This window comes from Zoogloea sp. GW822-FHT05C07, assembly GCF_058800215.1.
This window is the reverse complement of sequence record NZ_CM179510.1, coordinates 3,415,839-3,440,715: the sequence shown is the minus strand read 5'-3', so window position 1 is coordinate 3,440,715 and position 24,877 is coordinate 3,415,839. Positions and strand designations below refer to the sequence as shown.

General features: G+C 66.1%; 23 protein-coding genes. 12 read left to right on the top strand and 11 right to left on the bottom strand.

Going from position 1 to position 24,877, the window contains the following annotated elements; translation table 11 throughout:
• Positions 1–75 precede the first annotated feature (75 nt).
• The 5 genes from fliJ (at position 76) to fliN (ending at position 3,969) form a co-directional block, all read left to right on the top strand.
• On the top strand, positions 76–525 hold the full coding sequence (fliJ, locus tag AC3QL2_RS16010) for a flagellar export protein FliJ (protein ID WP_493231492.1): 450 nt from the start codon (positions 76–78) through the stop codon (positions 523–525).
• 70 nt (positions 526–595) lie between these two features.
• Positions 596–1,828 (top strand): flagellar hook-length control protein FliK, encoded by a 1,233-nt coding sequence (locus tag AC3QL2_RS16005; RefSeq protein ID WP_493231490.1) that lies wholly within the window; start codon positions 596–598, stop codon positions 1,826–1,828.
• A gap of 92 nt (positions 1,829–1,920) precedes the next feature.
• Complete coding sequence (locus AC3QL2_RS16000) at positions 1,921–2,490, top strand: flagellar basal body-associated FliL family protein (protein ID WP_493231488.1); 570 nt, start codon at positions 1,921–1,923, stop codon at positions 2,488–2,490.
• Positions 2,491–2,502: 12 nt separating this feature from the next.
• Entirely contained in the window at positions 2,503–3,498 is a 996-nt protein-coding gene (gene fliM / locus AC3QL2_RS15995; protein WP_493231487.1) for a flagellar motor switch protein FliM, read from the top strand.
• 9 nt (positions 3,499–3,507) lie between these two features.
• Positions 3,508–3,969, top strand: a complete 462-nt coding sequence (gene fliN, locus AC3QL2_RS15990; RefSeq protein ID WP_493231485.1) for a flagellar motor switch protein FliN — start codon at positions 3,508–3,510, stop codon at positions 3,967–3,969.
• A gap of 73 nt (positions 3,970–4,042) precedes the next feature.
• Here fliN and AC3QL2_RS15985 read toward each other — a convergent pair whose 3' ends face one another.
• Positions 4,043–4,255 carry a hypothetical protein gene (locus AC3QL2_RS15985; protein ID WP_493231484.1) on the bottom strand — a complete coding sequence of 71 codons (213 nt, stop codon included), beginning with the start codon at positions 4,253–4,255 and terminating at the stop codon, positions 4,043–4,045.
• 173 nt (positions 4,256–4,428) lie between these two features.
• Here AC3QL2_RS15985 and fliO point away from each other — a divergent pair, with 173 nt between their 5' ends.
• The 6 genes from fliO (at position 4,429) to AC3QL2_RS15955 (ending at position 10,913) form a co-directional block, all read left to right on the top strand.
• Complete coding sequence (fliO, locus tag AC3QL2_RS15980; protein ID WP_493231483.1) at positions 4,429–4,842, top strand: flagellar biosynthetic protein FliO; 414 nt, start codon at positions 4,429–4,431, stop codon at positions 4,840–4,842.
• Positions 4,842–5,585, top strand: a complete 744-nt coding sequence (fliP, locus tag AC3QL2_RS15975; RefSeq protein WP_493231482.1) for a flagellar type III secretion system pore protein FliP — start codon at positions 4,842–4,844, stop codon at positions 5,583–5,585. Before fliO ends, fliP begins: the two co-directional genes overlap by 1 nt.
• Positions 5,586–5,599: 14 nt before the next feature.
• Positions 5,600–5,869 carry a flagellar biosynthesis protein FliQ gene (gene fliQ / locus AC3QL2_RS15970; RefSeq protein WP_493231480.1) on the top strand — a complete coding sequence of 90 codons (270 nt, stop codon included), beginning with the start codon at positions 5,600–5,602 and terminating at the stop codon, positions 5,867–5,869.
• Positions 5,870–5,884: 15 nt separating this feature from the next.
• A complete protein-coding gene (fliR, locus tag AC3QL2_RS15965; protein WP_493231479.1) occupies positions 5,885–6,667 on the top strand; it encodes a flagellar biosynthetic protein FliR in 783 nt (260 codons plus the stop codon).
• A 92-nt stretch (positions 6,668–6,759) separates the two neighbouring features.
• Positions 6,760–7,803 (top strand): HD domain-containing phosphohydrolase, encoded by a 1,044-nt coding sequence (locus AC3QL2_RS15960; RefSeq protein WP_493231477.1) that lies wholly within the window; start codon positions 6,760–6,762, stop codon positions 7,801–7,803.
• The gene (locus tag AC3QL2_RS15955; RefSeq protein WP_493231476.1) at positions 7,800–10,913 is read left to right on the top strand and encodes a hybrid sensor histidine kinase/response regulator; all 3,114 of its coding nucleotides are present in this window, start codon (positions 7,800–7,802) and stop codon (positions 10,911–10,913) included. Before AC3QL2_RS15960 ends, AC3QL2_RS15955 begins: the two co-directional genes overlap by 4 nt.
• A gap of 5 nt (positions 10,914–10,918) precedes the next feature.
• Here the strand turns inward: AC3QL2_RS15955 and gloA are convergent, their stop codons facing one another.
• The 6 genes from gloA to glyQ are packed head-to-tail and all read right to left on the bottom strand — an operon-like array spanning position 10,919 to position 16,344.
• Complete coding sequence (gene gloA / locus AC3QL2_RS15950; protein ID WP_493231475.1) at positions 10,919–11,305, bottom strand: lactoylglutathione lyase; 387 nt, start codon at positions 11,303–11,305, stop codon at positions 10,919–10,921.
• 15 nt (positions 11,306–11,320) lie between these two features.
• Positions 11,321–12,043 carry a M48 family metallopeptidase gene (locus AC3QL2_RS15945; protein WP_493231474.1) on the bottom strand — a complete coding sequence of 241 codons (723 nt, stop codon included), beginning with the start codon at positions 12,041–12,043 and terminating at the stop codon, positions 11,321–11,323.
• Positions 12,040–12,792 carry a lysophospholipid acyltransferase family protein gene (locus AC3QL2_RS15940; protein WP_493231472.1) on the bottom strand — a complete coding sequence of 251 codons (753 nt, stop codon included), beginning with the start codon at positions 12,790–12,792 and terminating at the stop codon, positions 12,040–12,042. Before AC3QL2_RS15940 ends, AC3QL2_RS15945 begins: the two co-directional genes overlap by 4 nt.
• Positions 12,793–12,805: 13 nt before the next feature.
• On the bottom strand, positions 12,806–13,339 hold the full coding sequence (gene gmhB, locus AC3QL2_RS15935; RefSeq protein ID WP_493231471.1) for a D-glycero-beta-D-manno-heptose 1,7-bisphosphate 7-phosphatase: 534 nt from the start codon (positions 13,337–13,339) through the stop codon (positions 12,806–12,808).
• Positions 13,340–13,351: 12 nt separating this feature from the next.
• Positions 13,352–15,436: a glycine--tRNA ligase subunit beta gene (gene glyS / locus AC3QL2_RS15930; protein ID WP_493231469.1), complete on the bottom strand. Its 2,085-nt coding sequence runs from the start codon at positions 15,434–15,436 to the stop codon at positions 13,352–13,354.
• Positions 15,436–16,344 carry a glycine--tRNA ligase subunit alpha gene (gene glyQ, locus AC3QL2_RS15925; RefSeq protein ID WP_493231468.1) on the bottom strand — a complete coding sequence of 303 codons (909 nt, stop codon included), beginning with the start codon at positions 16,342–16,344 and terminating at the stop codon, positions 15,436–15,438. Before glyQ ends, glyS begins: the two co-directional genes overlap by 1 nt.
• A gap of 246 nt (positions 16,345–16,590) precedes the next feature.
• Here glyQ and AC3QL2_RS15920 point away from each other — a divergent pair, with 246 nt between their 5' ends.
• Positions 16,591–18,216 (top strand): methyl-accepting chemotaxis protein, encoded by a 1,626-nt coding sequence (locus AC3QL2_RS15920; protein WP_493231467.1) that lies wholly within the window; start codon positions 16,591–16,593, stop codon positions 18,214–18,216.
• A 45-nt stretch (positions 18,217–18,261) separates the two neighbouring features.
• On the opposite strand, the gene AC3QL2_RS15915 is transcribed toward AC3QL2_RS15920, so the two are convergent.
• From AC3QL2_RS15915 to AC3QL2_RS15900, 4 genes are all read right to left on the bottom strand, one after another.
• Positions 18,262–20,946, bottom strand: a complete 2,685-nt coding sequence (locus AC3QL2_RS15915) for an HAD-IC family P-type ATPase (protein ID WP_493231465.1) — start codon at positions 20,944–20,946, stop codon at positions 18,262–18,264.
• A gap of 42 nt (positions 20,947–20,988) precedes the next feature.
• Positions 20,989–22,359, bottom strand: a complete 1,371-nt coding sequence (locus tag AC3QL2_RS15910) for a TrpB-like pyridoxal phosphate-dependent enzyme (RefSeq protein WP_493231464.1) — start codon at positions 22,357–22,359, stop codon at positions 20,989–20,991.
• Between the two features lie 119 nt (positions 22,360–22,478).
• Positions 22,479–23,960 carry an apolipoprotein N-acyltransferase gene (gene lnt / locus AC3QL2_RS15905; protein ID WP_493231462.1) on the bottom strand — a complete coding sequence of 494 codons (1,482 nt, stop codon included), beginning with the start codon at positions 23,958–23,960 and terminating at the stop codon, positions 22,479–22,481.
• On the bottom strand, positions 23,960–24,802 hold the full coding sequence (locus tag AC3QL2_RS15900; protein ID WP_493231460.1) for a CorC family transporter: 843 nt from the start codon (positions 24,800–24,802) through the stop codon (positions 23,960–23,962). Before AC3QL2_RS15900 ends, lnt begins: the two co-directional genes overlap by 1 nt.
• Positions 24,803–24,877: the final 75 nt, after the last annotated feature.

Genomic DNA, 24,877 nt, shown 5'->3' with positions numbered 1-24,877 from the left:
GACTGCGCCAGGGCTATTCTTACGCTCCCGTAAAGAGCTCACCCCTCGACCCGATAACGCAGAGAGCACCTGAACATGTCCGAGCCTTTCCCGCTACAAACCTTGCTGGACTTGGCCAACAATCGGATGGACGAGGCTGCGCGCAAGCTGGGCGAACTGATCGCCAGCGAACGGGCGGTCGAGGAAAAGCTCAGCCTGCTGGTGGACTACCGCAAGGAATACCAGACCCGCTTCGTCGAAGCGGCACGCAACGGCATCGGCCCCGATGCCTGGCGCAACTACAGCGCGTTCCTCCTCAAGCTCGACGACGCGATCACTCTCCAGCAACGGGTGGTCGCCGACTCCCGGATCCGCGTGGAACAAGGGCAGCAGGCCTGGGTGGTCCAGCGGAACAAGGTCAAGGCCTTCGACACCCTGTCCCAGCGCCACCAGAGCCAGCAAACCCGCAAGGAAGCCAAGCAGGAACAGAAGCTCACGGACGAACATGCCGCCAAGCAATTCCGTGACCGGGAACAGGACGACTGACAGGCCGCCGGCCGCTGGCATGCCGCTTGCTGACGAGTTGGTGTCTGCATCCTCCACTGGGAACACCATCATGTCCGGACCGGCTTTGAACCCTCTCGCGAACATTGCCACCACGGCCCAGAGCGCCGAGGTCTCCCGGAGCGACAACACCCAGGCATCCGCCACCGACTCGGCGAATTCGGGGTTTGCCCGCGAGCTGCAGCGTCACATCGATCGTGACGCCAAGCCGGCCACCGGAGCCTCCCCCGCGTCGCCCACCAAGGCCGACGGCAACCAGAGCACCGCGAACACGACGACCACCGACGCGGCAGACGCCGCGGCGCAAGCGCCGGAAGACGGCCAGGCCCAACCCGCTGACGTGATCGCCCTACTGGGCAAGCTGCTCGTTCCGGGCAACGGCACGGCCACGTCTTCGGTCACGGACGACGCCGTCCAGCCCGATACCACTCAGTCCCTTGTACCGGCAGATTCGCTCTCCGCAGACCCGGCGCTGGCAGCCCTGCTCGCGGCCGGGCTGCCCCCGCAGGGCACGCCCGCAGTCAAGCTCACCCCGTCCTCCCAGGAAACCTCCGCTGACAAGACGCTCAGCGACGGCCTCCTGGCCGGCAAGCAGCGCGGCAACGCCAGCCTCGTCCTGGCCGACGCTGCCGAGCGGCGTCAGTTGTCCGCCGATACGGCAACGGACGGCGCAACGCCGGGCACGGCACTGGCCGCTGCAACGGCAAAACTTGCCGCAACCGGTGAAACTGCCGGCAAGAGCCGGGACCTCGCAGCGGAAAGCACGACGGTCAATAATTTCGCCGACGTCCACGCCGCAGCCCTGGCCAACCTGCGCGGAGAAGCGACCACCCGTGCCCCGTCACCCGTTCCGCTGCACGTCGCAACGCCGGCAGGCAGCCCCGGATGGCCCGAAGAAGTGGGTAGCCGCGTCAGCTGGATGGTCGGACACGACGAAAGCCATGCCCAGCTCACGCTCACACCACCGCAACTGGGCAAGATCGAGGTGTCGATTACGGTCAACGGCGACCAGACCAGTGCACAATTCGTGGCAGCGACGCCCGCCGCCCGGGAACTCATCGAACAAAGCCTGCCGCGCCTGCGCGAGGTTCTCGAACAAAGCGGGATCAACCTCGGTCAGACCGACGTCGGAACATCGAGCCAATCGAACAACTCGGGCGATGGCCAGCAGCGTGGCAACAATGCATGGGGTACAGGGCGCAACGCCGACGACGGAACTACATCCATGGCGGTTTCCCAGCAGTGGAGCCGGCGCGGCGACGGACTGGTAGACACGTTCGCCTGAAATGAGGTAAATGACGGGCGATCACGCCCCTGTTTCCCGTTTGGCGGGTAGACATGGTGGATACAATGCAGTGAGATAAGGAGCAATCCAGCATGTCGAAAGCACCAGCCAAAGCGGAAGCCGCCGAAGGCGAAGCGCCCGCCAAGGGCGGCAAGAAGAAACTCATCATCATCATCGCGGCCGTGCTGATCCTGGCGATCGCCGGCGGCGGTGCGTTCCTGCTGCTGGGCAAGAAGAAACACGCGGAAGGCGAAGAGGGCGAGGAAGAAACCGCGCACGAACCGCCGAAGGTCAAGGTCGATCCGTCCCACCCACCGGTCTTCGTCCCGCTGGAGCAGTTCACCGTCAACCTGGCCCCCGAAGAAGGCGAGCACTTCCTGCAGGCAACGATGGTGCTGCGGGTTTCCGACGCCAAGATCGGCGATTCGCTGAAGCTCTACATGCCGGAGCTGAAGCACCGCATCGTCATGCTGCTGTCTTCCAAGAAGCCGTCTGAACTGGCCGCCTCGGAGGGCAAGGAAGAACTGGCCGACGAGGTCAAGGACGAAGCCAACGACGTACTCGGCTACGCGCCCAATCCCAAGAAGAAGAACAAGCGCAACCGTCCCGAGGACGACGGCCCCGTGCTGGCGGTCCTCTTCAATCAATTCATCGTGCAGTAACGGGGTTTCATCATGGCCCAGGATTTTCTCTCCCAGGAAGAAGTGGATGCCCTGCTGAAGGGCGTCACAGGGGAGAGCGAGGAAGCCGATGTCGCCGACGATCATGGAACCGGGGTACGCGATTACAACCTCGCGACTCAGGAACGCATCGTCCGTGGGCGCATGCCCACGATGGAGCTCATCAACGAGCGCTTCGCCCGCTATCTGCGGGTCGGCCTGTTCTCCTACATGCACCGCAACGTCGAGGTTTCGGTCGGGCCGATCAAGGTCCAGAAGTTCAGCGAGTTCGTGCGCAACCTGGTGGTACCGACCAACCTCAACCTGTTCATTGCCAAGCCCCTGCGCGGAACCGGACTGATCGTCCTCGACCCGAACCTGGTCTTCCTGGTGGTGGATAACCTGTTCGGCGGCGACGGGCGCTTCCACACCCGCGTCGAAGGGCGTGACTTCACGCCCACAGAGCAACGGATCATCCAGGGGCTGCTGAAAGTTGCCTTCAATGAGTACGAGAAGGCTTGGCTACCGGTCAAGAAACTGGAGTTCGAGTACGTCCGCTCGGAAATGAATCCCCAGTTCGCCAACATCGCCACCCCCAGCGAAATCGTGGTGGCGGCATCGTTCACGCTGGAATTCGGCGGCTCCCAGGCGGAAATGCACTTCTGCTTCCCATACTCGATGCTGGAGCCGATTCGCGAAACCCTGTATTCCACGATGCAGAGCGACCACATCACCCAGGACAACCGCTGGGTCAGCATGATGGGCAAGCAGCTGCAGAGCGCCGAAGTCACCCTCGCCGCGCGCCTTGGCTGGACCAAGGTGACCCTCGGTGACATCGTCAACATGAAACCCGGCGACGTCATTCCATTGACGATTCCGCCCCTCATCCAGGCCGAAGTGGATGGCATTCCGTTCATGGAATGCCATTACGGCGTGCAACGCGGACAATACGCCCTCAAGGTGGAGCGTTTCCTGGCGCAGGAAGAAGAAGTCGCCCCCAAGGGAGGCTAGGAGTACGAGATGTCAGAAACAGACACCCCAGAAGACGAAAACCAGATCAGCGACGACGATTGGGCCGCTGCGATGCAGGAGCAGGCTGCCGCCGAAGGGCTCACCGACCCGGCAGAACCCGGCCTGGCCGACGAATCCCCGTACCAGGCCAAGCCGGCCAGCCAGCTGTTCCCGGATTTCGGCCAGTCGGGCCCCAAGTCGGGCTCCATCAATGACTACGACATGATCCTGGACATCCCGGTGCAGCTCACCGTGGAACTGGGGCGTACCAAGATCGCGATCCGCAACCTGCTTCAGCTGGCCCATGGCTCGGTGGTCGAACTCGACGGTCTGGCCGGCGAGCCGATGGACGTGCTCGTGAACGGCACCCTGATCGCCCAGGGCGAAGTGGTGGTGGTGAATGACAAGTTCGGCATCCGCCTGACCGACATCATCACGCCAGCGGAACGCATCCGCAAACTGCGCAACTGACGGCAGGCCACCATACACAACAATACCGGCTCCTGCGGGGGCCGGTATTTTTCTTCCTGCCGGCAAGCGGCCGTCAGGGCATCGCGGCATCTCCGTGCAGGCGGGACAATACGGAACGCACCGGTCGCCGGTCGGGGGCATTGGCCCGGTGGAGCAGCCAGCGTTCGCCGAGAATCTGCAGCGCACGCTGACGCTTGGCCTCATAACCCGCGGACGGCTCGACCGCCCCCACCTTTCCTTCAGACGCGCCAGCCTCGGGCTGGATGTCACGATGCCAGAGCAACATGATCACACCTCCAGGACGTTGTGCTTGCTTTGAGTGTGGGCATAGCATGCGGTTCAGCACCATGAACTGAAAAGCATGAAAAAATACCGTTTTGGGTGCTTAATCCGGACTTCGATTTATGCTCCGCTCCCCTAAGCTCGTTTATTAGCCTCCCCACCTTGTATCGACCCACCATGCGCCCCACCACGCTTGCCCCCGTCGGCCTGCTGGCACCCACGTTCGCGCTGGCAGCGGACGGCAGTCTCGATGTGGCTGGCAGTGTCATCCAGATGTTCCTGGGCCTAGCACTGATCCTCGGGCTGCTCTACGCCACCCTGCTTTTTCTCAAGCGCTTTGGAGGCGGCGGCGCCGGAGGCGCCAACCTGCTGAAGGTACGCGGCGCAGCCCCTGTCGGCCCGCGGGAGCGGGTCGTGCTGGTGGAGGTGGCCGGCAAGGTGCTCGTCCTCGGTGTCGCCCCGGGGCGGGTCAACACACTGCACACCCTCGACGCAACCGAACTGCCGCCAGCCACCGGTGAAAGCACCTTGCTCTCCGGTGGCAAGGATTTCCAGACCTGGCTGAAACAGACCCTGGAGCGCCGGCCGTGATGCGCTTACTGTCATTCGTGCGCCGCCTCGCACCGCTGTGCCTGCTCGCCCCCCTGCCGGTCCTGGCCCAGGCACTGCCGGCCCTGACCAGCACCCCGGCCGGCGGCGGCGGCACCCAGTACAGCCTGTCGATCCAGACCCTGCTGCTGCTCACCTCCCTGAGCTTCCTGCCGGCGATGCTGCTGATGATGACCTGCTTCACGCGCATCGTCATCGTCATGTCCCTGCTGCGCCACGCCCTCGGCACGCAGACCTCGCCGCCCAACCAGGTGCTGGTCGGCCTGTCCCTGTTCCTGACCTTCTTCATCATGTCGCCTGTGGCCGACAAGGTCTATACGGAAGCCTGGGTGCCCCTGTCGGAAAACCGCATCACCTTCAACGATGCCCTCGACCGTGCCACCGTGCCGGTCAAGGCCTTCATGCTCACACAGATCCGCGAACCGGACCTCAGCCTGTTTGCCAAGCTCGCCAAGACGCCCCGCGTGGAAAAGGCGGAAGATCTGCCGATGCGCGTCGTCATCCCGGCCTTCGTCACGTCCGAACTTAAAACCGCCTTCCAGATCGGCTTCATCGTCTTCATCCCCTTCCTGATCATCGACATGGTCGTGGCCTCGGTGCTGATGTCGATGGGCATGATGATGATGAGCCCGGCCACCGTCGCCCTGCCCTTCAAGATCATGCTCTTCGTGCTGGTGGACGGCTGGGATCTGCTGATCGGCTCGCTGGTACGCAGCTTCGGCTGAACAAGGAGTTCACCATGACGCCCACCACTGTCATCGACCTCGGTCGGCAAGCTCTCGAACTCACACTGCTGGTGTCGGCTCCGCTGTTCATCGCGGCCCTCGTCACCGGCCTGATCGTGTCGATCTTCCAGGCCGCCACGCAGATCAACGAGCAGACCCTGTCTTTCGTCCCCAAGCTGGTCGCCACCTTCATCACCCTGGTGCTGGCGGGCCCGTGGATGATCACGATGATGACCGACTTCATCCGCCGCTTGTTCGACAGCATTCCCACGCTGATCGGCTGAGGCCGGCGCTCCGCCATGCTGTCCATCACCTCAGCCCAGCTCGACGCGTGGCTGGCCATGCTGGCCTACCCGCTGGCGCGCATCCTCGGGCTGGTGGGTACGGCCCCGGTGTTCGCCAACGACGGCATGCCGCGGCGCATCAGGCTGCTGGCCGGGCTGGCCATCGCCGTCGGCCTGGCGCCGGCCCTGCCCCCTGTTCCAAACGTACCGCTGGGCTCGTGGAGCGGCATGCTGATCCTCGGCCAGCAAACCTTGATCGGCCTGGCGATGGGCCTGACGATGCGCATCATGCTGGCGGCCCTCGAGCTAATGGGCGAACTCGTCAGCCTGCAGATGGGCCTGTCCTTCGCGACCTTCTTCGATCCGATGTCCGGCGGCCAGACCGCAGTCGTCGGCCAGTTCCTGACCCTGCTGTCCTCGCTGATCTTCCTGGCCCTCAACGGCCACCTGCTGCTGGTCGACGTGCTCGCGCGCAGCTTCGAGTGGCTCCCCATCTCGGCTGCGCCGGTCCATGGCGATGGCTGGATGCTGCTGGCCCGCACCGGAGGGATCATCTTCAGCAGCGGCCTGCTGATGGCCCTGCCCATCGTCACCGCACTGCTCATTACCAACATCGCCCTCGGCATCCTCACCAAGGCAGCACCGCAGCTCAACCTGTTTGCGATCGGCTTCCCGATCACGCTGAGCGTCGGCCTCGGCATGCTGGTCATGACCCTCGAACGCATTGCACCGCTGCTGCAACGCCTCTACGACGTGGGCTTTGAGAGCATCGCGCAAGTAGTGCGGGCCACACAATGAGCCCGTCAGCACGCCACATATCACTAGCACTCAACTTCCCGGGGCTTTGACCGATATTCCCCATTAGAAGCGCAACGCACCTGCGGAACCCCATGGCCATAGTCATCGTCGACGACACCCCCGTCAATCTCACCCTGATCCAGGCGCTGGTCCGCAAGCTCACGCCAGCCGGAACGGAAATCCATGCCTTCGCCTCACCGGTCGAGGGCCTGCAGTGGTGCGGGGAAAACGAACCGGACCTGATCATCGTCGATTACATGATGCCCGACATCAACGGCATCGAATTCATCGAGACCGTGCGCCGACGCCACCCGGCCGACGCGGTCCCGATCCTGATGGTGACCGCCGCCCATGAGAAGGAAATCCGCTACCAGAGCCTGAGCGCCGGCGCCAACGACTTCCTGACCAAGCCCATTGACCGCCACGAGTTCGATCCCCGTGTGCGGACCATGCTAGCGCTACGCGACAGCCACACGCGCATGCGCCGATGGAACGACGATCTGATCGCGGCGGTCATGCGCAAGACTGCAGAGATCGTCGCCCGCGAGCGGGAGACGGTCACCCGGCTGGCGCGGGCTGCCGAATACCGGGACCCGGAAACCGGCGCCCATATCGTGCGCATGGCCCATTACTCAGAACTGATCGCCCGCCAGATGGGGCTGGACGCGGAGTATTGCGAGCGCCTGCTCAGCGCCGCGCCGATGCACGACGTGGGCAAGGTCGGCACGCCGGATCACATCCTGCTGAAACCCGGCCGCCTGACCGACGACGAGATGCTCATCATGCGCCGCCACGCGGCCATCGGACACGACATTCTCAGCGGCTCCAACTCGCCGATGATCCAGATGGCCGCCGAGATCGCCCTCAACCACCATGAGAAATTCGACGGCAGCGGCTATCCATCCGGCCTGGCAGGTGAGGCAATTCCGCTGAGCGGACGCATCGTCGCCGTTGCCGATGTGTTCGACGCCCTGACCTCCGCGCGCCCCTACAAACCGGCCTGGGAACTGGATCGGGCGGTAAGCCTCCTCAAGGAAGGACGCGGCACGCATTTCGACCCGGTCTGCGTTGACGCCCTCCTGGAACAATGGCCCGCAGTGCTGGCCATTCGCGAGCGATACCAAGACCAGGAATGAACGCCCCGTTTCATGCCCTGGCCTCCCGCCTCGGCCTGCGCTCCCTCGGCCAGCAGCTCACCTTCCTGTTCGCGCTGCTGCTGACGCTGTCGATCGGTATTTACTCCCTCTATATCGGCGCAGGGCAGGCTACCTACGTGGAGCGCCTCGAGCGCCGCCACGGGGACGAACTGGGCCAACAGATGGCCACCGCCCTCGAACCCTACGTGGCAACCGGCGATGCGCCGCAGATCCTGTCCCGCCTGCTGCAGCTCCGCCCCTCCCCAAGCATCCTGCGGGTCACGGTGACCGACCGCCAAGGCGTCCCCCTCGCCAGCGCCGCGCGGGAGCGCGAAGACGCCCCCATGGAGGCCGAGACCATCGCCGCGACGCCGCTGGTCCTTCCGACCGACAACCGGCAGGCCAGTGCTGCCCAGCTCCGTACGACACAGCGGACGATCCTGTCCTGGTCAGGCATCGGCGAGCACGCCCCGCTCGGCTGGCTGCGCGTCGAGATGAAGCCGCTGGCCGCCGAAGCGAGCTTCCAGCACATCATCGAGGACAGTGCGCTGGCCAGCCTGCTGACACTGCTCGCCGGCACGCTGGCCATCCTGTACTTCCTGCGCCGGCCGCTGCGCAGTCTCGAACGCGCCACCCATTTTGCGGAATCCCTCGAGAACAACCAGGGGGCGATGCTGGCCGAGCCCGGCAGCATCCACGAGATCCACAAACTGGTGGATGCCCTGAACTGGACCTCCATTCGCCTCTTTGACGGCCAGGCGGCCCTCAGCGCCAGCGAGTCCCGCAACCGGGCGATCACCGAGGCGGCGCTGGACTGCATCATCACGGTGGACGGAGAAGGCCGCATCATCGAGTTCAACCCTGCCGCCGAACGCACCTTCGGCTACCTTCGCAGCGAGGTGCTGCACCAACCCTACGCCTGGCAGCTGTTCCCCGAGCGCCTGCGGGACGCCCAGGGCACCGAACTCGCCAGGCAGCTCGCCGAGCCCCGCCCCGAACGCACCGGCCAGCGCATCGAAGGCATCGCCGTGCGCAAGGGCGGCGAAGAGTTTCCGGTGGAAGTAGCCTTGGTCGCGGTGGAAAGCAACGGCCAGCGGCTCGTCACCGCCTACTTGCGGGACATCGGCGAGCGCAAGGCGGCCGAAGCCTACATGCGCGAGGCCAAGGAAGCCGCCGAGGCCAACAGCCGCTCGAAGAGCGACTTCCTGGCCAACATGAGCCACGAGATCCGGACGCCGATGAACGCCATCCTCGGCATGACCGACCTGGCCCTCGACACGCAACTCGACGACGAACAACGAGAATACTTGCAGCTGGTGAAGAGCTCAGCCAACGCACTGCTGGGCGTCATCAACGACATTCTGGACTTCTCGAAGATCGAGGCCGGCAAACTGGATTTCGAACACATCGACTTCAGCCTGCGCGACTGCGTCGCGCTGGCCGCACGCACACTGCAGCAACGAGCCACCGAGAAGGGGCTGCAACTCACGGCCCAGGTCTCGCCGGACGTCCCCGACAGCCTGCTGGGCGACCCGCATCGCCTGCGCCAGGTGCTGATCAACCTGCTCTCCAACGGCATCAAGTTCACGACGGCCGGCAGCGTCCAACTGATCGTCCAGCCCGGCCAGGCTGGAGTCGACGGCAAGGCCGCGGTCCACTTCCGCGTCCGCGACACCGGCGTCGGCATCCCGGCCGAAAAACAGAGCCTGATCTTCGACGCCTTCTCCCAGGCCGACACATCCACGACGCGCCGCTACGGGGGCACAGGACTGGGGCTGACGATCAGCGCCCAACTGGTTCAGGCGATGGGGGGGCACATCGGGGTGGACAGCACGCCCGGCGACGGCAGCACCTTCCACTTCACCGCTCATTTCGATCGGGGCCAGCAAGCGGCGGCGCTTGACGACGAAGCCCAGCTGGACAACCTGCCGGTGCTCGTCGCGGTGGACAACCCGACGGAACGGACGATGCTGATGGAACTGCTCAAGCAGTGGCGAATGGCGCCGCTGGCCATGTCCGATGCGGCCGGGAGCAGGCGCGCACTGGCTGCGGCCTACGCCGATGGCCATCCTTTCCGGGTCGTCATTGTCAGCACGCAACTCCCCGACGCCGAGGGTTTCGAGCTGATCCGGGAGATTCCGCGGGTTACCCGGCCGCAACCGTGCATCATCATGCTGGCCGGGGAAGGCCGGCGCGGCGACGGTGCCCGCTGCCGTGAGCTGGGGATATCCGCCTACCTGCCGATGCCCGTGCAGGCCTCGGACCTGCTGAACGCCATCCTGCTCTCGGTCGGGCCCATCGACACGCAAGAGCACGACCGCAGCCTGATCACACGCCACAGCCTGCGTGAGCAGCGACGCCAGTTGCGCATTCTGCTCGCCGAGGACAACATCGTGAACCAGACTCTCGCGCTGCGCCTGCTCGAAAAGCTCGGGCACCAGGTCGAGGTCGCCAACAACGGCGCGGAAGCCGTCGAACTGCATGCCCACGGACATTTCGACATCATCCTGATGGATGTCCAGATGCCCGTCCTCGGCGGGTTCGAAGCCACCGCCCGGATACGAGAAAGAGAAACCGCCGGTATGTCCCGCACCCCCATCATCGCCATGACCGCCCACGCCATGAAAGGCGACCGGGAACGCTGCCTGGAAGCCGGCATGGACGGCTACCTGTCAAAACCGGTCCATGCTCCCGACCTGGTCGAAGTACTGATCAACAACGTCGGGCACGGCGATCCGGCCCCGCTCCCCGCCACCGAATCGGCGCCGGGCGGCGCCCCCATCTTCGACCGCGAGAAAATGCTCGCCAACCTGGACAACGACGAAGAGCTACTGGTCCAGTTGATCGAGATGTATTCCGAAGACGAAGCGCGCATGGTGGCCACCGTGGATGCCGCAGTAGCCGCCGGCGATGCCGACGCGCTCTACAACGCGGCCCATGCGCTGAAGGGGGCGGTCTCCAACTTCTGCGCCGAGCGCGCCCAGGCCAAGGCCCAGCAGCTGGAGCGGCTGGGCCGCGACAAGCAGCTGGCCGACGCACCCGCCGTCCTCGCCGAACTGCACCAGGAGCTGATCGCGCTGCGGGAAGCCTTCAGCCGCCCGCCCAAGTAAGCCCCTCAGCTCCGGGCCTGGATCAGCTCGACCTTATAGCCGTCCGGATCCTCGACGAAGGCGATTACCGTCGTCCCGTGCTTCATCGGACCGGCTTCGCGGACGACCTTGCCGCCGCGTGCCTTGATCGCCTCACAGGCCGCATAGGCGTCGGGCACTTCCAGCGCGATGTGGCCGTAGGCCGTGCCGAGCTCGTAGGACTCCACGCCCCAGTTGTGGGTCAGCTCGAGAACCGCCCCTTCGGATTCGTCCTGGTAGCCGACGAAGGCCAGCGTGAACTTGCCCTCCGGATAGTCGTTCCGGCGCAGCAGGCGCATGCCAAGCACCTCGGTGTAAAACGCGATGGAGCGGTCGAGATCGACGACCCGGAGCATGGTGTGCAGAAGACGCATGGAGCTTTCCTCGGTTCAAATGTGCGGAAGGGATGCCGCCACCTGGCGGAGCGCCTGGCGGGCGGCGAGGTGATCGGGATACAAAGACTCCACTACGGACCAGAAGCGCGGCGAGTGGTTCATCTCGACGAGATGGGCGACCTCGTGGGCCACCACGTAGTCGATCAGCCCCAACGGCAGGTGGATCAAGCGCCAGTGCAGGCGGATACCGCTACGGCTGCTGCAACTGCCCCAGCGCGTGCGCGCATTGGTCAGCCCCACCGCCGGCACCGGGCGTCCGAGACGCAGGCAGAACTCCTCGACCCGATTGGAGAACAGCTCCAGCCCGCGCCGCTGCAGGCCCCGCAACAGTAGCTGGCGGGCATCGCCGCCGCTGCGCAGGGCCAGCTCGAGAATGCGCTCGGGGCCGGACTCGTGCCACAGCACCCGATTGTTGCCGCGCCCGACTTTGAGATGCCAGGTGTCGCCGAGCAGCGGCAGCGTCGCCCCGTCCTCAGCCACGAAGGCCGGCAGCGGACTGGCCTGTGGCCGCTGGTGCAGCTTGTCTACGACCCAGTCCGCATGGCTGCGGATGAAGGCCTCCACGTCCCGCAGACTCACCCGCTGCGGCACACCGACGTTCAGGCCGCGATCGTCGATGCGCAGCCCCAGGGTCTTGCGCACACTGCGCCGCAGCCGATAGACGACCCGCTGCCCGTTCAGGACGATCTCGCGGGTTTCGACGGCCGGCGCCGTCACGCCTGGACCGTTTCCTTGCGGGAATGATCCCGGTAATGGTACGGAAACAGGCGGCGCATCTCGGCCTCGATCCACTTCTCGGCGAGGGCGTTGATCTGGTCGGCGGACAGGCCGGTGGTATCGATCACCGGTCCGACGCTCACCACCACTTCGCCAGGACGCTTGAAGAACGCGTTGCGCGGCCAGAACTCACCGGCATTGTGGGCCACCGGCACCACCGGCGTCCCAGTCTGCGCGGCCAGCCAGGAACCGCCGGCCTTGTAGCGTTTCTTGCTGCCCGGTGCAACGCGGGTACCTTCCGGGAAGATCGTCACCCACAAGCCGTCGGCCAGGCGCTCGCGCCCCTGGGCCTCGACCTGGGCCAGAGCATCCTTGCCGGCGGCCCGGTCGATGGCGATCATCGGCATTTGCGCAATGCCCCAGCCGAAGAAGGGCACCTTGTGGATCTCCTTCTTCATCACGAAGACCATGGGCGGGAAGATGTCCTGCAGCATGATGGTTTCCCACGCCGACATGTGCTTGGAAAGCACGATGGCGGGTCCCTGGGCCGGAATGTTCTCGGCACCGATCAGGCGGTAGGGAATCCCCAGCACGTGCTTGACGACCCACGCCATGATGCGCGGCCAGCCACGGATGATCTTGTGGCGGGTCCTCGGGCCGAAGGGGAAGGTGGCCATGGCGATCACCGCGTACAGCGGGGTGAAGATGCCAAGGGCCAGCATGAACAGCAGATTGCGGATCAGAACCACGGAGCGGACACTTTCAGGCGGTAAGCTGCGCGACGACGGCCGCCAGGTCGGGATGGATTTCGGTGCCCTCGGGCAGCGTGGGGTCGGCCTGGGTCTTGGGCCCCTTGCCGGTCAGCACGAGGTAGGGCTTGCAGCCCACTGCCATGCCGGCCTGCAGGTCGCGCAGGCTGTCGCCGACCACCGGCATGCCGGTCAGGTCCACGTTGAAGCGCTCGGCGATCTGGATGAACATGCCCGGCTTGGGCTTGCGGCACTCGCAAGTGGAATCCGCCGGGTGCGGGCAGAAGAAGATCGCGTCCAGCCGGCCGCCGACCTGGGCCAGGGCCTTGGTCATCTTTTCGTTGATGGCGTTGAGGGTGTCCATGTCGAAGAGGCCGCGCCCGACCCCCGACTGGTTGGAGGCCACCACCACCCGCCAGCCCGCCTCGTTGAGGCGGGCAATGGCTTCCAGGGAACCGGGAATCGGCTTCCATTCCTCGGGTGACTTGATGAACTGGTCGGAGTCGAAATTGATGACCCCGTCCCGGTCGAGCACGATCAGCTTCATGGACAGCTTTCCTCAGGCGGACAGGCGGGAGATGTCGGCCACCTGGTTCATCAGGCCGGCCAGCTGGTTGAGCAGGGCCAGGCGGTTCTGACGCACCAGCGGCTCCTCGGCCATCACCATCACCTCATCGAAGAAGCGGTCCACCGCCGCCCGCAGGCCGGCGAGAACACGCAGCGCGTCGGTGTAGGCCTCGTTCTGGAAGTGGGAACGGGCCAGCGGCGCAACCTCGACGATGGCGTGGAACAGGGCCTTTTCAGCCTCCTCCACCAGCAGCGCCACATCGGGCTCGCCGATCGGGCCTTCGGCCTTCTTGAGGATGTTGACGATGCGCTTGTTGGCGGCGGCCAGCGCGGCGGCTTCGGGCAGTTGCTGGAAGGCCACGACGGCTTCGAGCTTCGGCACCACCAGGTCGATGCGGGTCGGCCTGAGGGCCAGCACCGCGTCCACCACGTCCTGGGCATGGCCTGCGTCGCGCAGGGTGTTGCGCAGGCGCTCGAGGATGAAGTCGTACAGCGGGCCGTCCACCTCGGCGGTCAGCACGCCCGGGGTGAAGGCGGCCACGGAGATCTTGATCAGCTCGGCCAGGTCGAGGGGCAGCGGCGCTTCCATCAGGATGCGCAGCACGCCCAGGGCGGCACGGCGCAGGCCGAACGGGTCCTTGTCGCCGGTCGGGATCTGGCCGATGCCGAAGAAGCCGACCAGCGCGTCGAGCTTGTCGGCCAGCGCCAGCGCGCGGCCGATGTTGCTGTCGGGCAGCGCGTCGCCGGCAAAACGCGGGCGATAGTGCTGCTCGATGGCCTCGGCGACCACCGGCGCGGCGCCTTCGGCCAGCGCGTAGTAGCGGCCCATGGTGCCCTGCAGCTCGGGGAACTCGCCGACCATGTCGGTCAGCAGGTCGGCCTTGGACAGCAGCGCGGCGCGGTTGGCCTGGTTCTCGTCGGCGCCCAGCAGGCCGGCGACCTTGCGGGCCACGGCGGACAGGCGCTCGACGCGGTCGCCGAGGGAGCCCAGCTTGTTGTGATAGACCACCGAGCCGAGCTTGACGACGCGCGGCGTGAGGCCCGCCTTGATGTCCTGCTCGAAGAAGAAGCGCGCGTCGGACAGGCGCGGGCGCACCACGCGCTGGTTGCCGGCGATGATGTTGGTCGGGTCGGCCAGCTCCATGTTGGAGACGATCAGGAAGCGGTTGAGCAGCTTGCCGGCCTGGTCGAACAGCGGGAAGTACTTCTGGTTGGCGCGCATCGTGAGGATCAGGCATTCCTGCGGCACGGCCAGGAACTCGGCCTCGAACTCGCCGACGTAAACCGTCGGGTGTTCGACCAGCGCGCTCACCTCGTCCAGCAGGTCGGCGTATTCGCCCAGCGTGGCGTGCTGGCGGCCGGCTTCGGAAACCAGCTGTTTCTCGATGTTGGCGCGGCGCTCGGCGAAATCCGGAATGATCTTGCCTTCGGCCAGCAGCGTCGGCTCGTAGGCGTCGGCGGTGGCGATCTCGATGTCGCCCTTGCTCATGAAGCGGTGGCCACGGGTCGTGCGGCCGGACTGGACGTCGAGCACCGACCCGGGCACCACGTCGGCACCGTGCAGCATGGTCAGCTTGTGGGCGGGACGCACGAAGGTGGCGTCGCCGTCGCCCCAGCGCATCACCTTGGGAATCGGCAGCTGCTTCAGCGCATCCTGCACGATGCCGGCCAGCACGTCGGCCAGCTTGGCACCAGCCACGGTGGAGGTGTGGAACAGTGCTTCGGCCTTGCCGTCCATGCGGCGCTCGAAGCTCGCCACGGCAGACAACGGAATGCCCTTGGCTTCCAGCTTCTTGGTCAGCGCCGGAGTCGGCTGGCCGTCGGCGGAGAGCGCCACGGACACCGGCATGATCTTCTCGGTGACGTCCTTGGCGGCGGCTTCGGGCAGCACGTGGGCGATGGTCACCGCCAGCCGGCGCGGCGTGGCAAACCAGCGGAAGGCGCCGTCGGCAGCCACCAGGCCGCGCGTGCGCAGGCCGGCGACGATGCCGTTGGAGAAGGCCTGGCCGAGCTTGGGCAGGGCCTTGGGGGGGAGTTCTTCAGTCAGCAGTTCAACGAGCAGGGTCGCGCCGGTCATCACGCGGCCTCCTTCTTCAGCATCGGGAAGCCGAGGGCTTCGCGGGAGTTGTAATAGGCCTGGGCCACTTCACGGGCCAGCGCACGCACACGGCCGATGTAGGCGGCGCGCTCGGTGACGGAGATCGCCCCACGGGCGTCGAGCAGGTTGAAGGTGTGGGAGCACTTCATGACCATCTCGAAGGCCGGCAGCACCAGCGGTACGGCCAGCAAGCGCTTGGCCTCGCCTTCGTACTCGCCGAACAGGCGGAACAGCCATTCCACGTTGGAATGCTCGAAGTTGTAGGTGGACTGCTCCACCTCGTTCTGGTGATAGACATTGCCGTAGGTCACCGGCGTACCGTCCGGGCCGATCGACCACACCAGGTCATAAACGTTCTCGACGCCTTGCAGGTACATGGCCAGGCGCTCGAGACCGTAGGTGATCTCGCCCAGCACCGGCCGGCAGGACAGGGAACCGACTTCCTGGAAGTAGGTGAACTGGGTGACTTCCATGCCATCCAGCCAGACCTCCCAACCCAGGCCCCAGGCGCCCAGCGTCGGCGACTCCCAGTCGTCCTCGACAAAGCGGATGTCGTGGGCATTGGGATCGATGCCCAGCGCACGCAGGCTATCGATGTAGAGCTCCTGGATGTTGGCCGGCGACGGCTTGAGCACCACCTGGTACTGGTAGTAATGCTGCAGGCGGTTGGGGTTCTGGCCGTAGCGGCCGTCCTTCGGGCGGCGGGACGGCTGAACGTAGGCGGCATTCCAGTGTTCCGGGCCGATGGCGCGCAGGAAGGTCGCCGTGTGGAAGGTGCCGGCGCCGACCTCGATGTCGTAGGGCTGGAGCAGGGTGCAGCCGTGCTCGGCCCAGAAGTTCGAGAGACGCAGGATGATCTGCTGGAAAGTCGGTTTTTGAACGGACATGGAGTCTCCGCGGCGAGCGCCGCGCGAATTTGGGCAAAACCCGGATTTTACTGGGTTTCCGTGCGCAGGGGAGCCTTGGCGGCAGGAAGCCGGCTTCGGCCTCCCTTCATCCATCACGATGGAATACTGTCAAGAAATGGGACAGATCGGCCGTAAATAAAAGACCTATATAAAACATTTGCCAGCCAGCATCCCTACATAAGCCGGCGGCGCCTGAGCAAATCAGGTTTGAGGAGAGGATCGATCATGAAACTGGAAAGCCTGCGCGTCTCCACGCGCATGCGACTGCTCGTCGCACTGACCCTGCTCGGCCTGGTCGCCCTATGCGCCGTGAGCCTGGCCCATCTACACAGCAGCATGATGGACGACCGCAAGTTGCAGACCCAATACCTCGTCGAAAGCGGCATCGGTATCATCGACCACTTCGACAAGCTGGCCAAGGCCGGCACCCTGAGTGAAGCCGACGCCCAGAAGGCGGCCAAGGACGCCCTGCGCAACATGCGCTATGCCGGCAACAACTACCTGTTCGTGGTGGACAACAAGAACCACTACGTCGTGCTCCCCCCAAAGCCCGAGAAGGAAGGCACCGACGCCAGCGGCCAGAAAGACGCCAACGGCAAGACGATGATCGTCGAGATGGTCAAGGTTGCGGCAGCCGGCGGTGGCTTCGTGGACTACTGGTACCCGAAGGCCGGTGAGAGCACCCCGCAACCCAAGCTGTCCTATGCCGCCCCCTTCGCCCCATGGGGCTGGGTGGTGGGGACCGGGATCTACGTGGATGACGTGGACCGGCAGTTCCACTCCATCGCTGCCTTGCTGGGCGGTATCTCCCTCGGGTTGCTGATTCTGCTCGGCATGGTTGGCTGGCGCGTCAGCACCAGCGTCACCAGCCAGCTCGGCGGCGAGCCGACGGAAGCCACGGCGGTCATGCAGCGTGCCGCCCAAGGCGACCTCACCTCCCACATCGACGCCTCCAGCCGCAACAGCATGCTCGGCGCCCTCGACACGATGGTGGTCGCGCTGCGCTCGATGGTCGGCGAAATCAACAGCGGCGCCAACCAGCTCGTGCATAACGCCGACCACATCAGCCGCGTGTCGAACGAGGTTGCCGAAGCCGCCGAACGCCAGTCCGACGCCACCACGTCGATGGCCGCCGCGATGGAAGAGCTGACCGTCAGCTCCAGCCACATTTCGGCCAGCGCGCTGGAAACCGAAGAGAACTCCCAGGAGGCCATGCGCCTGGCCGCCGAAGGCAGCCAGCGGGTGGATCAGGCGGCCGGCGCGATCCGCAAGATGTCGGAAACCGTCACCAGTGCCTCCGGCCGCATCCTGGCCCTGGAAGAGCGCATCGGGCAGGTCTCGTCGATCGCCAACGTGATCAAGGAAATCGCCGGCCAGACCAACCTGCTGGCCCTCAACGCCGCCATCGAAGCCGCCCGCGCGGGCGAGCAGGGGCGCGGCTTCGCGGTGGTCGCCGACGAGGTGCGCAAACTGGCCGAACGGACCTCCTCCGCCACCACCGAGATCGAGCAGATGATCGCCGGCATCCAGAGCGACACCAGCAGTGCCGTCGAGGCGATGAACGCGGCGCTGCCCGAAGTGGATCAGGGCGTCGCGCTGGCGGCCTCCGCCGCCGAGGCCCTGCAGGCCATCGAGAGCGGCGCCCGCCAGACCCTCGAACGGGTCCGCGAGATCGCCGACGCGACGCGGGAACAGAGCGCCGCCAGCACCTCCATCGCCCAGCGCGTCGAGGAAATCTCGACGATGGTGGAAAGCACGACGGAGAACATCCGCGGTGCGGCCGATGCCGCCATCGGCCTGGAAAAGATCGCCTTCAGCCTGAAGGACCAGATCGGCCGCTTCCGCGTCTGAACGAAACGGAAGCCTTGCGGCAAGGCATGCATGACGGGGGCGAGTTCATTCGCCCCCGTGTTTTTTTACGAATCCTTTTTCCAGACCAACGATGACCGCCATCAGCACCGCAGCAGCGGCAATCTCTGCCCACGCGGCGGCCGGTGGCGGCGCCGATGCGAAAACCCGGTTCATCGCCGGCAGCCACGTGAACAGAGCCTGCAAGACGAGCATCGCCGCGATCCCCGCCCAGAACCAGGGGTTGGAGAACCATCCGCAGCGCCAGAACGGGCCACGCAGGTTGCGGCAGTTGAAGAGATAGGCGATCTCCCCGGCCACGAAGACGTTGACCGCCACCGTACGTGCCTCTTCCAGCGTCACCCCCAGCGCCCGCCAGCGCAGGAACAGGCCGAAGGACGCCACCAGCAGCAAGGCCCCGACCAGCACGATGCGCCGCACCAGCAGACGATCGACGATGGGCGTGCCGGGCGGGCGTGGCGGGCGCCCCATCACATCGCCCTGGATCGGCTCGAAGGCCAGCGCCAGGCCCAGCAGGACCGCCGTGGTCATGTTGATCCACAGGATCTGCAGCGGCGTGATCGGCAGCGTCACGCCGGCCAGCACCGCGAAGAGGATCACCAGCCCCTCGCCGAAGTTGGTCGGCAGCGTCCAGATGATGAACTTCACCAGATTGTCGTAGACGCCGCGCCCCTCCTCGACCGCGGCCTCGATGCTGGCGAAGTTGTCGTCGGTGAGGACCATCGCGGCGGCCTCCTTGGCGACCTCGGTGCCCCCCGCGCCCATCGCCACGCCGATATCGGCAGCCTTCAGCGCCGGCGCGTCGTTCACCCCGTCGCCGGTCATCGCGACCACCTCGCCGTTGGCCTGCAGGGCCCGTACCAGGCGCAGCTTCTGCTCGGGCTCGACGCGGGCGAAGACATGGACGTTCCGCACCACGCTACGCAGCCCGTCCGCGTCGAGCCGGGCGAGCTCACGGCCGGTCAGGGCCCGCGCCCCCTCCTCCACCAGGCCCAGTTGGCGGGCGATCGCCAGCGCCGTCACCGCGTGGTCGCCGGTGATCATCTTGACCGTGATGCCGGCCCGGTGGCACGCGCGGATGGCACCGATCGCCGCCTCGCGGGGCGGATCGAGCATGGCCTGCAGGCCGAGGAAGCACAGGCCGTCGGCCAGCGCAGTCTCGTCCAGCGTTTCCGCCTCCGTCGGCAGGCGGGCGAAGGCCAGCACCCTCAACCCTTCGGCCGCGAGGCCACGCGCCACCTCATGGACGGCCTGCGCGTCGAGCGGAATCACGCTCCCGTCGCCGTCGAGCATGTGCGTGCAGCGGCGCAGCACGACTTCCGGCGCCCCTTTCAACATGACGATGCAGCCTCTGTCGCTGCGGTGCAACGTGGCCATGAACTGGCGCGCCGAATCGAAGGCGATCTCGTCCAGCCGCGGCATCGCCGTGCCCAGCGCGTCCTCGTCGAGACCGGCCTTGCGGGCCGCAACCAATAGCGCAGCTTCGGTGGGATCACCGGTGATCTGCCAGTCGCCGCTCTCTTCCCGCAAGCCCGCGTCGTTGCACAGCACGCCAGCCAGCAGGAGCTCGCGCAAGGCGGCGGGCGGCTCGACCAGTTCTGTACCGTTGGCACTCACCGCGCCCCGCGGCGCATAGCCGTCCCCGCTGAAGTCGTAGCGCTGGCTGCCGGCAAAGGCGGCGCGTACGGTCATCTGGTTCTCGGTGAGGGTGCCGGTTTTGTCGGAGCAGATCACCGTCGTGCTGCCGAGCGTTTCCACTGCCGGCAGGCGGCGGATGATCGTGCGGCGGCGGGCCATGCGCGCCACGCCGATGGCCAGGGTCACACTCACCGCCGCCGGCAGACCTTCGGGAATCGCCCCAACCGCCAGCGCCACAGCCGCCATCAGCATGTCGAGCCAGGGTTCGCCGCGCAAGCTGCCGACCACGAAACCCAGTGCCGCCAGCGCCAGGATCAGTACCAGCAACGCACTGGAAAAACGCGCCATCGCCCGGGTCAGCGGCGTGGCCAGCGTGTCGGCCTGCTCCAGCATGTCGGCGATGCGCCCGGTCTCGGTACCGCGGCCGGTGGCAACCACCAGCCCGGCTGCCTGACCGGCGACAACCAGCGTCCCGGCAAAAGCCATGCAGCTCCGCTCGGCCAGGCCGCTGTCCGCCGACACCGGCTCGACGCCCTTTCCCACCGCCGTGGACTCGCCGGTGAACGAGGCCTCGGTGATCTGCAGCGCGCGCGTGTCGAACAGGCGCAGGTCGGCCGGCACCTTGTCGCCGGCGGCCAGCCACACCACGTCGCCCGGTACCAGTTCGGCGGCGGAGAGGCGCCGACGCTGGCCGGCCCGCAGCACCGTCACCTCGCTGGCGACACTGCGAGCCAAGGCCGCCAGCGCGTCCTCGGCGCGCCCTTCCTGGATGAAACCGATCAGCGCGTTGACCAGCACCACGCCGAAGATGACGCCGGCGTCGGCCCATTCGTGCAGGAAAGCGGCGATTGCCCCGCTGGCGATCAGGATGTAGATCAGCGGCTGATGGAACTGCAGCGCAAAGCGCAGCACCGCCCCACGCCCGGGCCGGGCGTCGATACGGTTGGGGCCGTGGATACACAGGCGCTCGGCAGCGACCGCCTCGGCGAGCCCGTCATCCGGGCTCGACTGGAAGGTCGCAAAGGCCTCCTGATGGGAGCGGGCATGCCAGCCCGGCGGATCGACAGGCGTCATGACAATGGAGCCGGACGGACGAAGCCCGTCCGGCGGACTGGTTCAGCCGACCTTGGGCAAACCCGACAGGGCCATCGCCAATTCTGCTTCGTCGTAGTCCTGGTCGACCAGCTTGCCGGACAGGTAGTTGGTGTAGGCACTCATGTCGAAATGGCCATGGCCGGACAGACAGAAGAGGATCGTCTCGCTCTTGCCTTCGGCCTTGCAGCGCAGGGCTTCGTCGATGGCCGCGCGCACCGCGTGGTTGGACTCCGGCGCCGGCACGATGCCCTCGCTGCGGGCGAACATCACGCCGGCCTCGAAACAGGCGGTCTGGTGGTAGTTGCGCGCTTCGATCAGGCCCAGTTCCTTCACGTGGCTGACCAGCGGCGCCATGCCATGGTAGCGCAGGCCGCCGGCATGCAGGCCCGGCGGCGTGAACTCGCTGCCCAGCGTGTGCATCTTGACCAGCGGCGTCATGCGGCCCGTATCGCCGAAATCGTAGGCGTACTGGCCACGGCTGAGGGACGGACAGGCCGACGGCTCCACGGCGACGATGCGCCGCTTTTTGGCATTGGCTCCGCCACGCAGCTGCAGGCCGATGAAGGGGAAAGCGATGCCGGCGAAGTTGGAGCCACCACCGGTACAGCCGATCACCACGTCCGGATCGTCACCGGCCATTTCCAGCTGGGTGATCGCCTCTTCGCCGACGATGGTCTGGTGCAGCAGCACGTGGTTAAGCACGGAGCCGAGGGCGTACTTGGTGTCCTCGTGCTTGGCCGCCACTTCGACGGCTTCGGAGATGGCGATGCCGAGGGAGCCGATGTGGTCGGGATACTGGGCCAGCACCGCGCGGCCGTACTCGGTCTCGTTGGACGGCGAGGCCACGCAGCGGCCGCCCCAGGTTTCCATCAGCGCCCGGCGGTAAGGCTTCTGGTCGTAGGACACGCGCACCTGGAAGATCGTCACGTCCAGACCGAACAGGCCACCAGCGTAGGACAGGGACGAACCCCACTGCCCCGCGCCGGTTTCGGTGGTTAGCCGCTTCACCCCTTCCTGGGCGTTGTACCAGGCCTGGGGCACGGCGGAGTTGGGCTTGTGGCTGCCGGCCGGCGACACGCCTTCGTACTTGTAGTAGATCTTGGCCGGCGTATCGAGCAGCTTTTCAAGGCGGCGTGCGCGAAACAGCGGGCTCGGCCGCCACTGGCACAACACCTCACGGACCGGCTCGGGAATGTCGATCCAGCGCTCGGTGGACATTTCCTGCTCGATGATCGCGTTCGGGAACAAGGGCGCCAGGTCGGACGGACCGAGGGGCTGCAGGGTGCCGGGATGCAGCGGCGGCGGCAGGGGCACCGGCAGGTCGGCGGCAATGTTGTACCAGGACTTGGGCATACGGCTTTCGTCGAGCTGGTACTTGATCCTATCGGTCATGGCGAGATCTTCCTTGCGTTGGTCTTGTTATCGAACGGAACGGCCCACCGCTTACTGGCGGCGGGCTGCAGCAGCGCACTGCATTGAAACTGGATAATCCGGATGATAACCCCACGAACTCAGGCGCGCCGACGAGCACCCACCGCAACGGTCGCCACGATCAGCACAGCCAGCCCCACCGCCGGCCAGTTGCCCCAGCGGGCATAGGGCGTCAGCCCCTGGTAGCCGCGCACCTCGGCATGCAGCGCACCGGCGTCAAACGGCGGCAGCACCGCCTGCACGCTACCATCCGGCCGGACCACCGCGGTCATGCCGGTGTTGGTGGAGCGCAGCATCGGCCGCCCGGTTTCCAGCGCGCGCATGCGGGCGATCTGCAGATGCTGGGGCTGCGCCCAGGAGTCGCCGTACCAGGCCAGATTGGAGATGTTGAGCATCACGCTCGCCTCCGGCAGGCTGCGGATCAGCTCCTCGCCGAAGACGTCCTCGTAGCAGATGTTGATGGCCACCTTCTGCCCCGCCAGGCTCAGCGGCGGCTGGCGGGCGGCGCCACGGGTCTGGTCGGCCATCGGGATGCTGACCAGATCGTAGAACCAGCGGAACATCGGCGGCGAATACTCACCGAAAGGCACCAGGTGCTGCTTGGCGTAGTGGCCGGACGGCGACAGGCCCAGGCTGATCGCCGCGTTGAAGATGTGCCCATCCCCGTCGCGGGTGAAGGTGCCGAGCACCGCGTCGGCGCCGTTTGCCACGGCGATCTGCCGCACCGCGTCCAGGTAGCCGGGCGGAAGATCGTCCACCAGCAGCGGGATGGTGGTTTCCGGCAACACGACGAGCTGGGCCGGGTTGTCGCGCAGCATCGTCAGATTGCGCTCCAGCCAGTGGCGCAGCATCTCCGGACGCCACTTGAGGCTCTGCTCCACGTTGGTCTGCAGCAGAGCGACCTTCATCGGCTCGCCGACGGGCTCGGTCCAGGCCACCTGGCGCAGGCCTGCGCCAGCGACAAGGACAGCCGCAACAGCGGCCAGCACGCGCCCACTGCGTCGCCACAGCGTCTCGACACCCAGGGCAGCCAATAAGGCCAGCAGGCCGCCGACGCCATACACACCGAACAGCGGCGCGAAGCCCGCCAGCGGACTCGGCGGACTCTGGCTGTAGCCGCTGGCCAGCCACGGGAAGCCAGTGAACACCCAGCCGCGCAGCCATTCGGAGAGCAGCCAGAGGGCGGCGAACAGCGCCGCGTCCCAGCCGGGCCGCCCGCGCCGCAAACGGGCGAACAGGACGCCGGCCAGGCCCGCGTAGAGCGAGACGAAGGTGCAGAACAGCAGGATCGCCAGCGCCGCCAGCGCCATCGGCATGCCACCGAAACGGTGCAGCGCCACGTACAGCCAGGAAACGCCGGCCAGCATTGCACCGAGCTCCCAGGCCCAGGCGATGGAGAAGCCGGTCCGCAGGGGACGCCGGCTGTCGGCCACCGCCGTGCCAAGCAGCCAGTACAGCAGGCCCAGCGCCAGCGCGGCAACGGGGAACAGTTCGAACGGGGCGTAGGCAAAGACTGACGCGCCCCCCGCCAGCAGGGCCGCGCCCTGGCGCAGGAAACGCATCAGCCGCTGACCGCTTCCGGATCGGGCAGACGCTCGACGAGCAGGGAATGCACGCGCCGGCTGTCGGCACGCAGGACCTGGAAGCGCAGGCCTTCCAGATCCACCACCTCGTTGCGCTTGGGCAGGCGCCCGAGCTTGCGGATCAGCAAGCCGCCGACAGTGTCGTATTCGGAGTCGCTGAAGGTGGTGCTGAAGGCTTCGTTGAAATCCTCGATCTCGGTGCCGGCCTTGACGCGGTAACGGCCCGCCTGGTCGAGGCGGATGTTGTCGGCGGTTTCGTCGAAGTCGTATTCGTCCTCGATGTCGCCGACGATCTGCTCCAGCACGTCCTCGATGGTCACCAGCCCCGCCACGCCGCCGTATTCGTCCACGACGATCGCCATATGGTTGCGGCTGACGCGGAAGTCGCGCAGCAGCACGTTGAGGCGCTTGGATTCCGGCACGAAAACGGCCGGACGGAGCATGTCGCGGAGATCGAAGGCTTCGCCGGCGAAGACCCTCAAGAGGTCCTTGGCGAGGAGGATGCCGACCACGTCATCCTTGCCTTCACCGATGACCGGGAAGCGCGAGTGGGCAGCGTTGATGGCGAAACGGGTGATGTCTTCGATGGAGTCGTCCACATTGACGACGTCCATCTGCGCCCGGGGAATCATCACGTCGCGCACCTTCATGTCGGAAACCTGCAAGGCCCCCTCGATGATGGCCAAGGCATCCGCGTCGAACAGGTTGCGGTCGTGGGCGGAATGCAGAAGGTGCAGCAACTCTTCCCGGTCTTCCGGCTCCCGGGTCAGGAGAGCGGACAGCCGTTCGAGCAAAGACGGTTTACTACTATGGGGTTCCATAAAAAGGGTGGATGAGAAATGGGCCATGGGCAATGGCCGACTGTTACGTCTGTCATTGCCCATGGCGCATTGCTC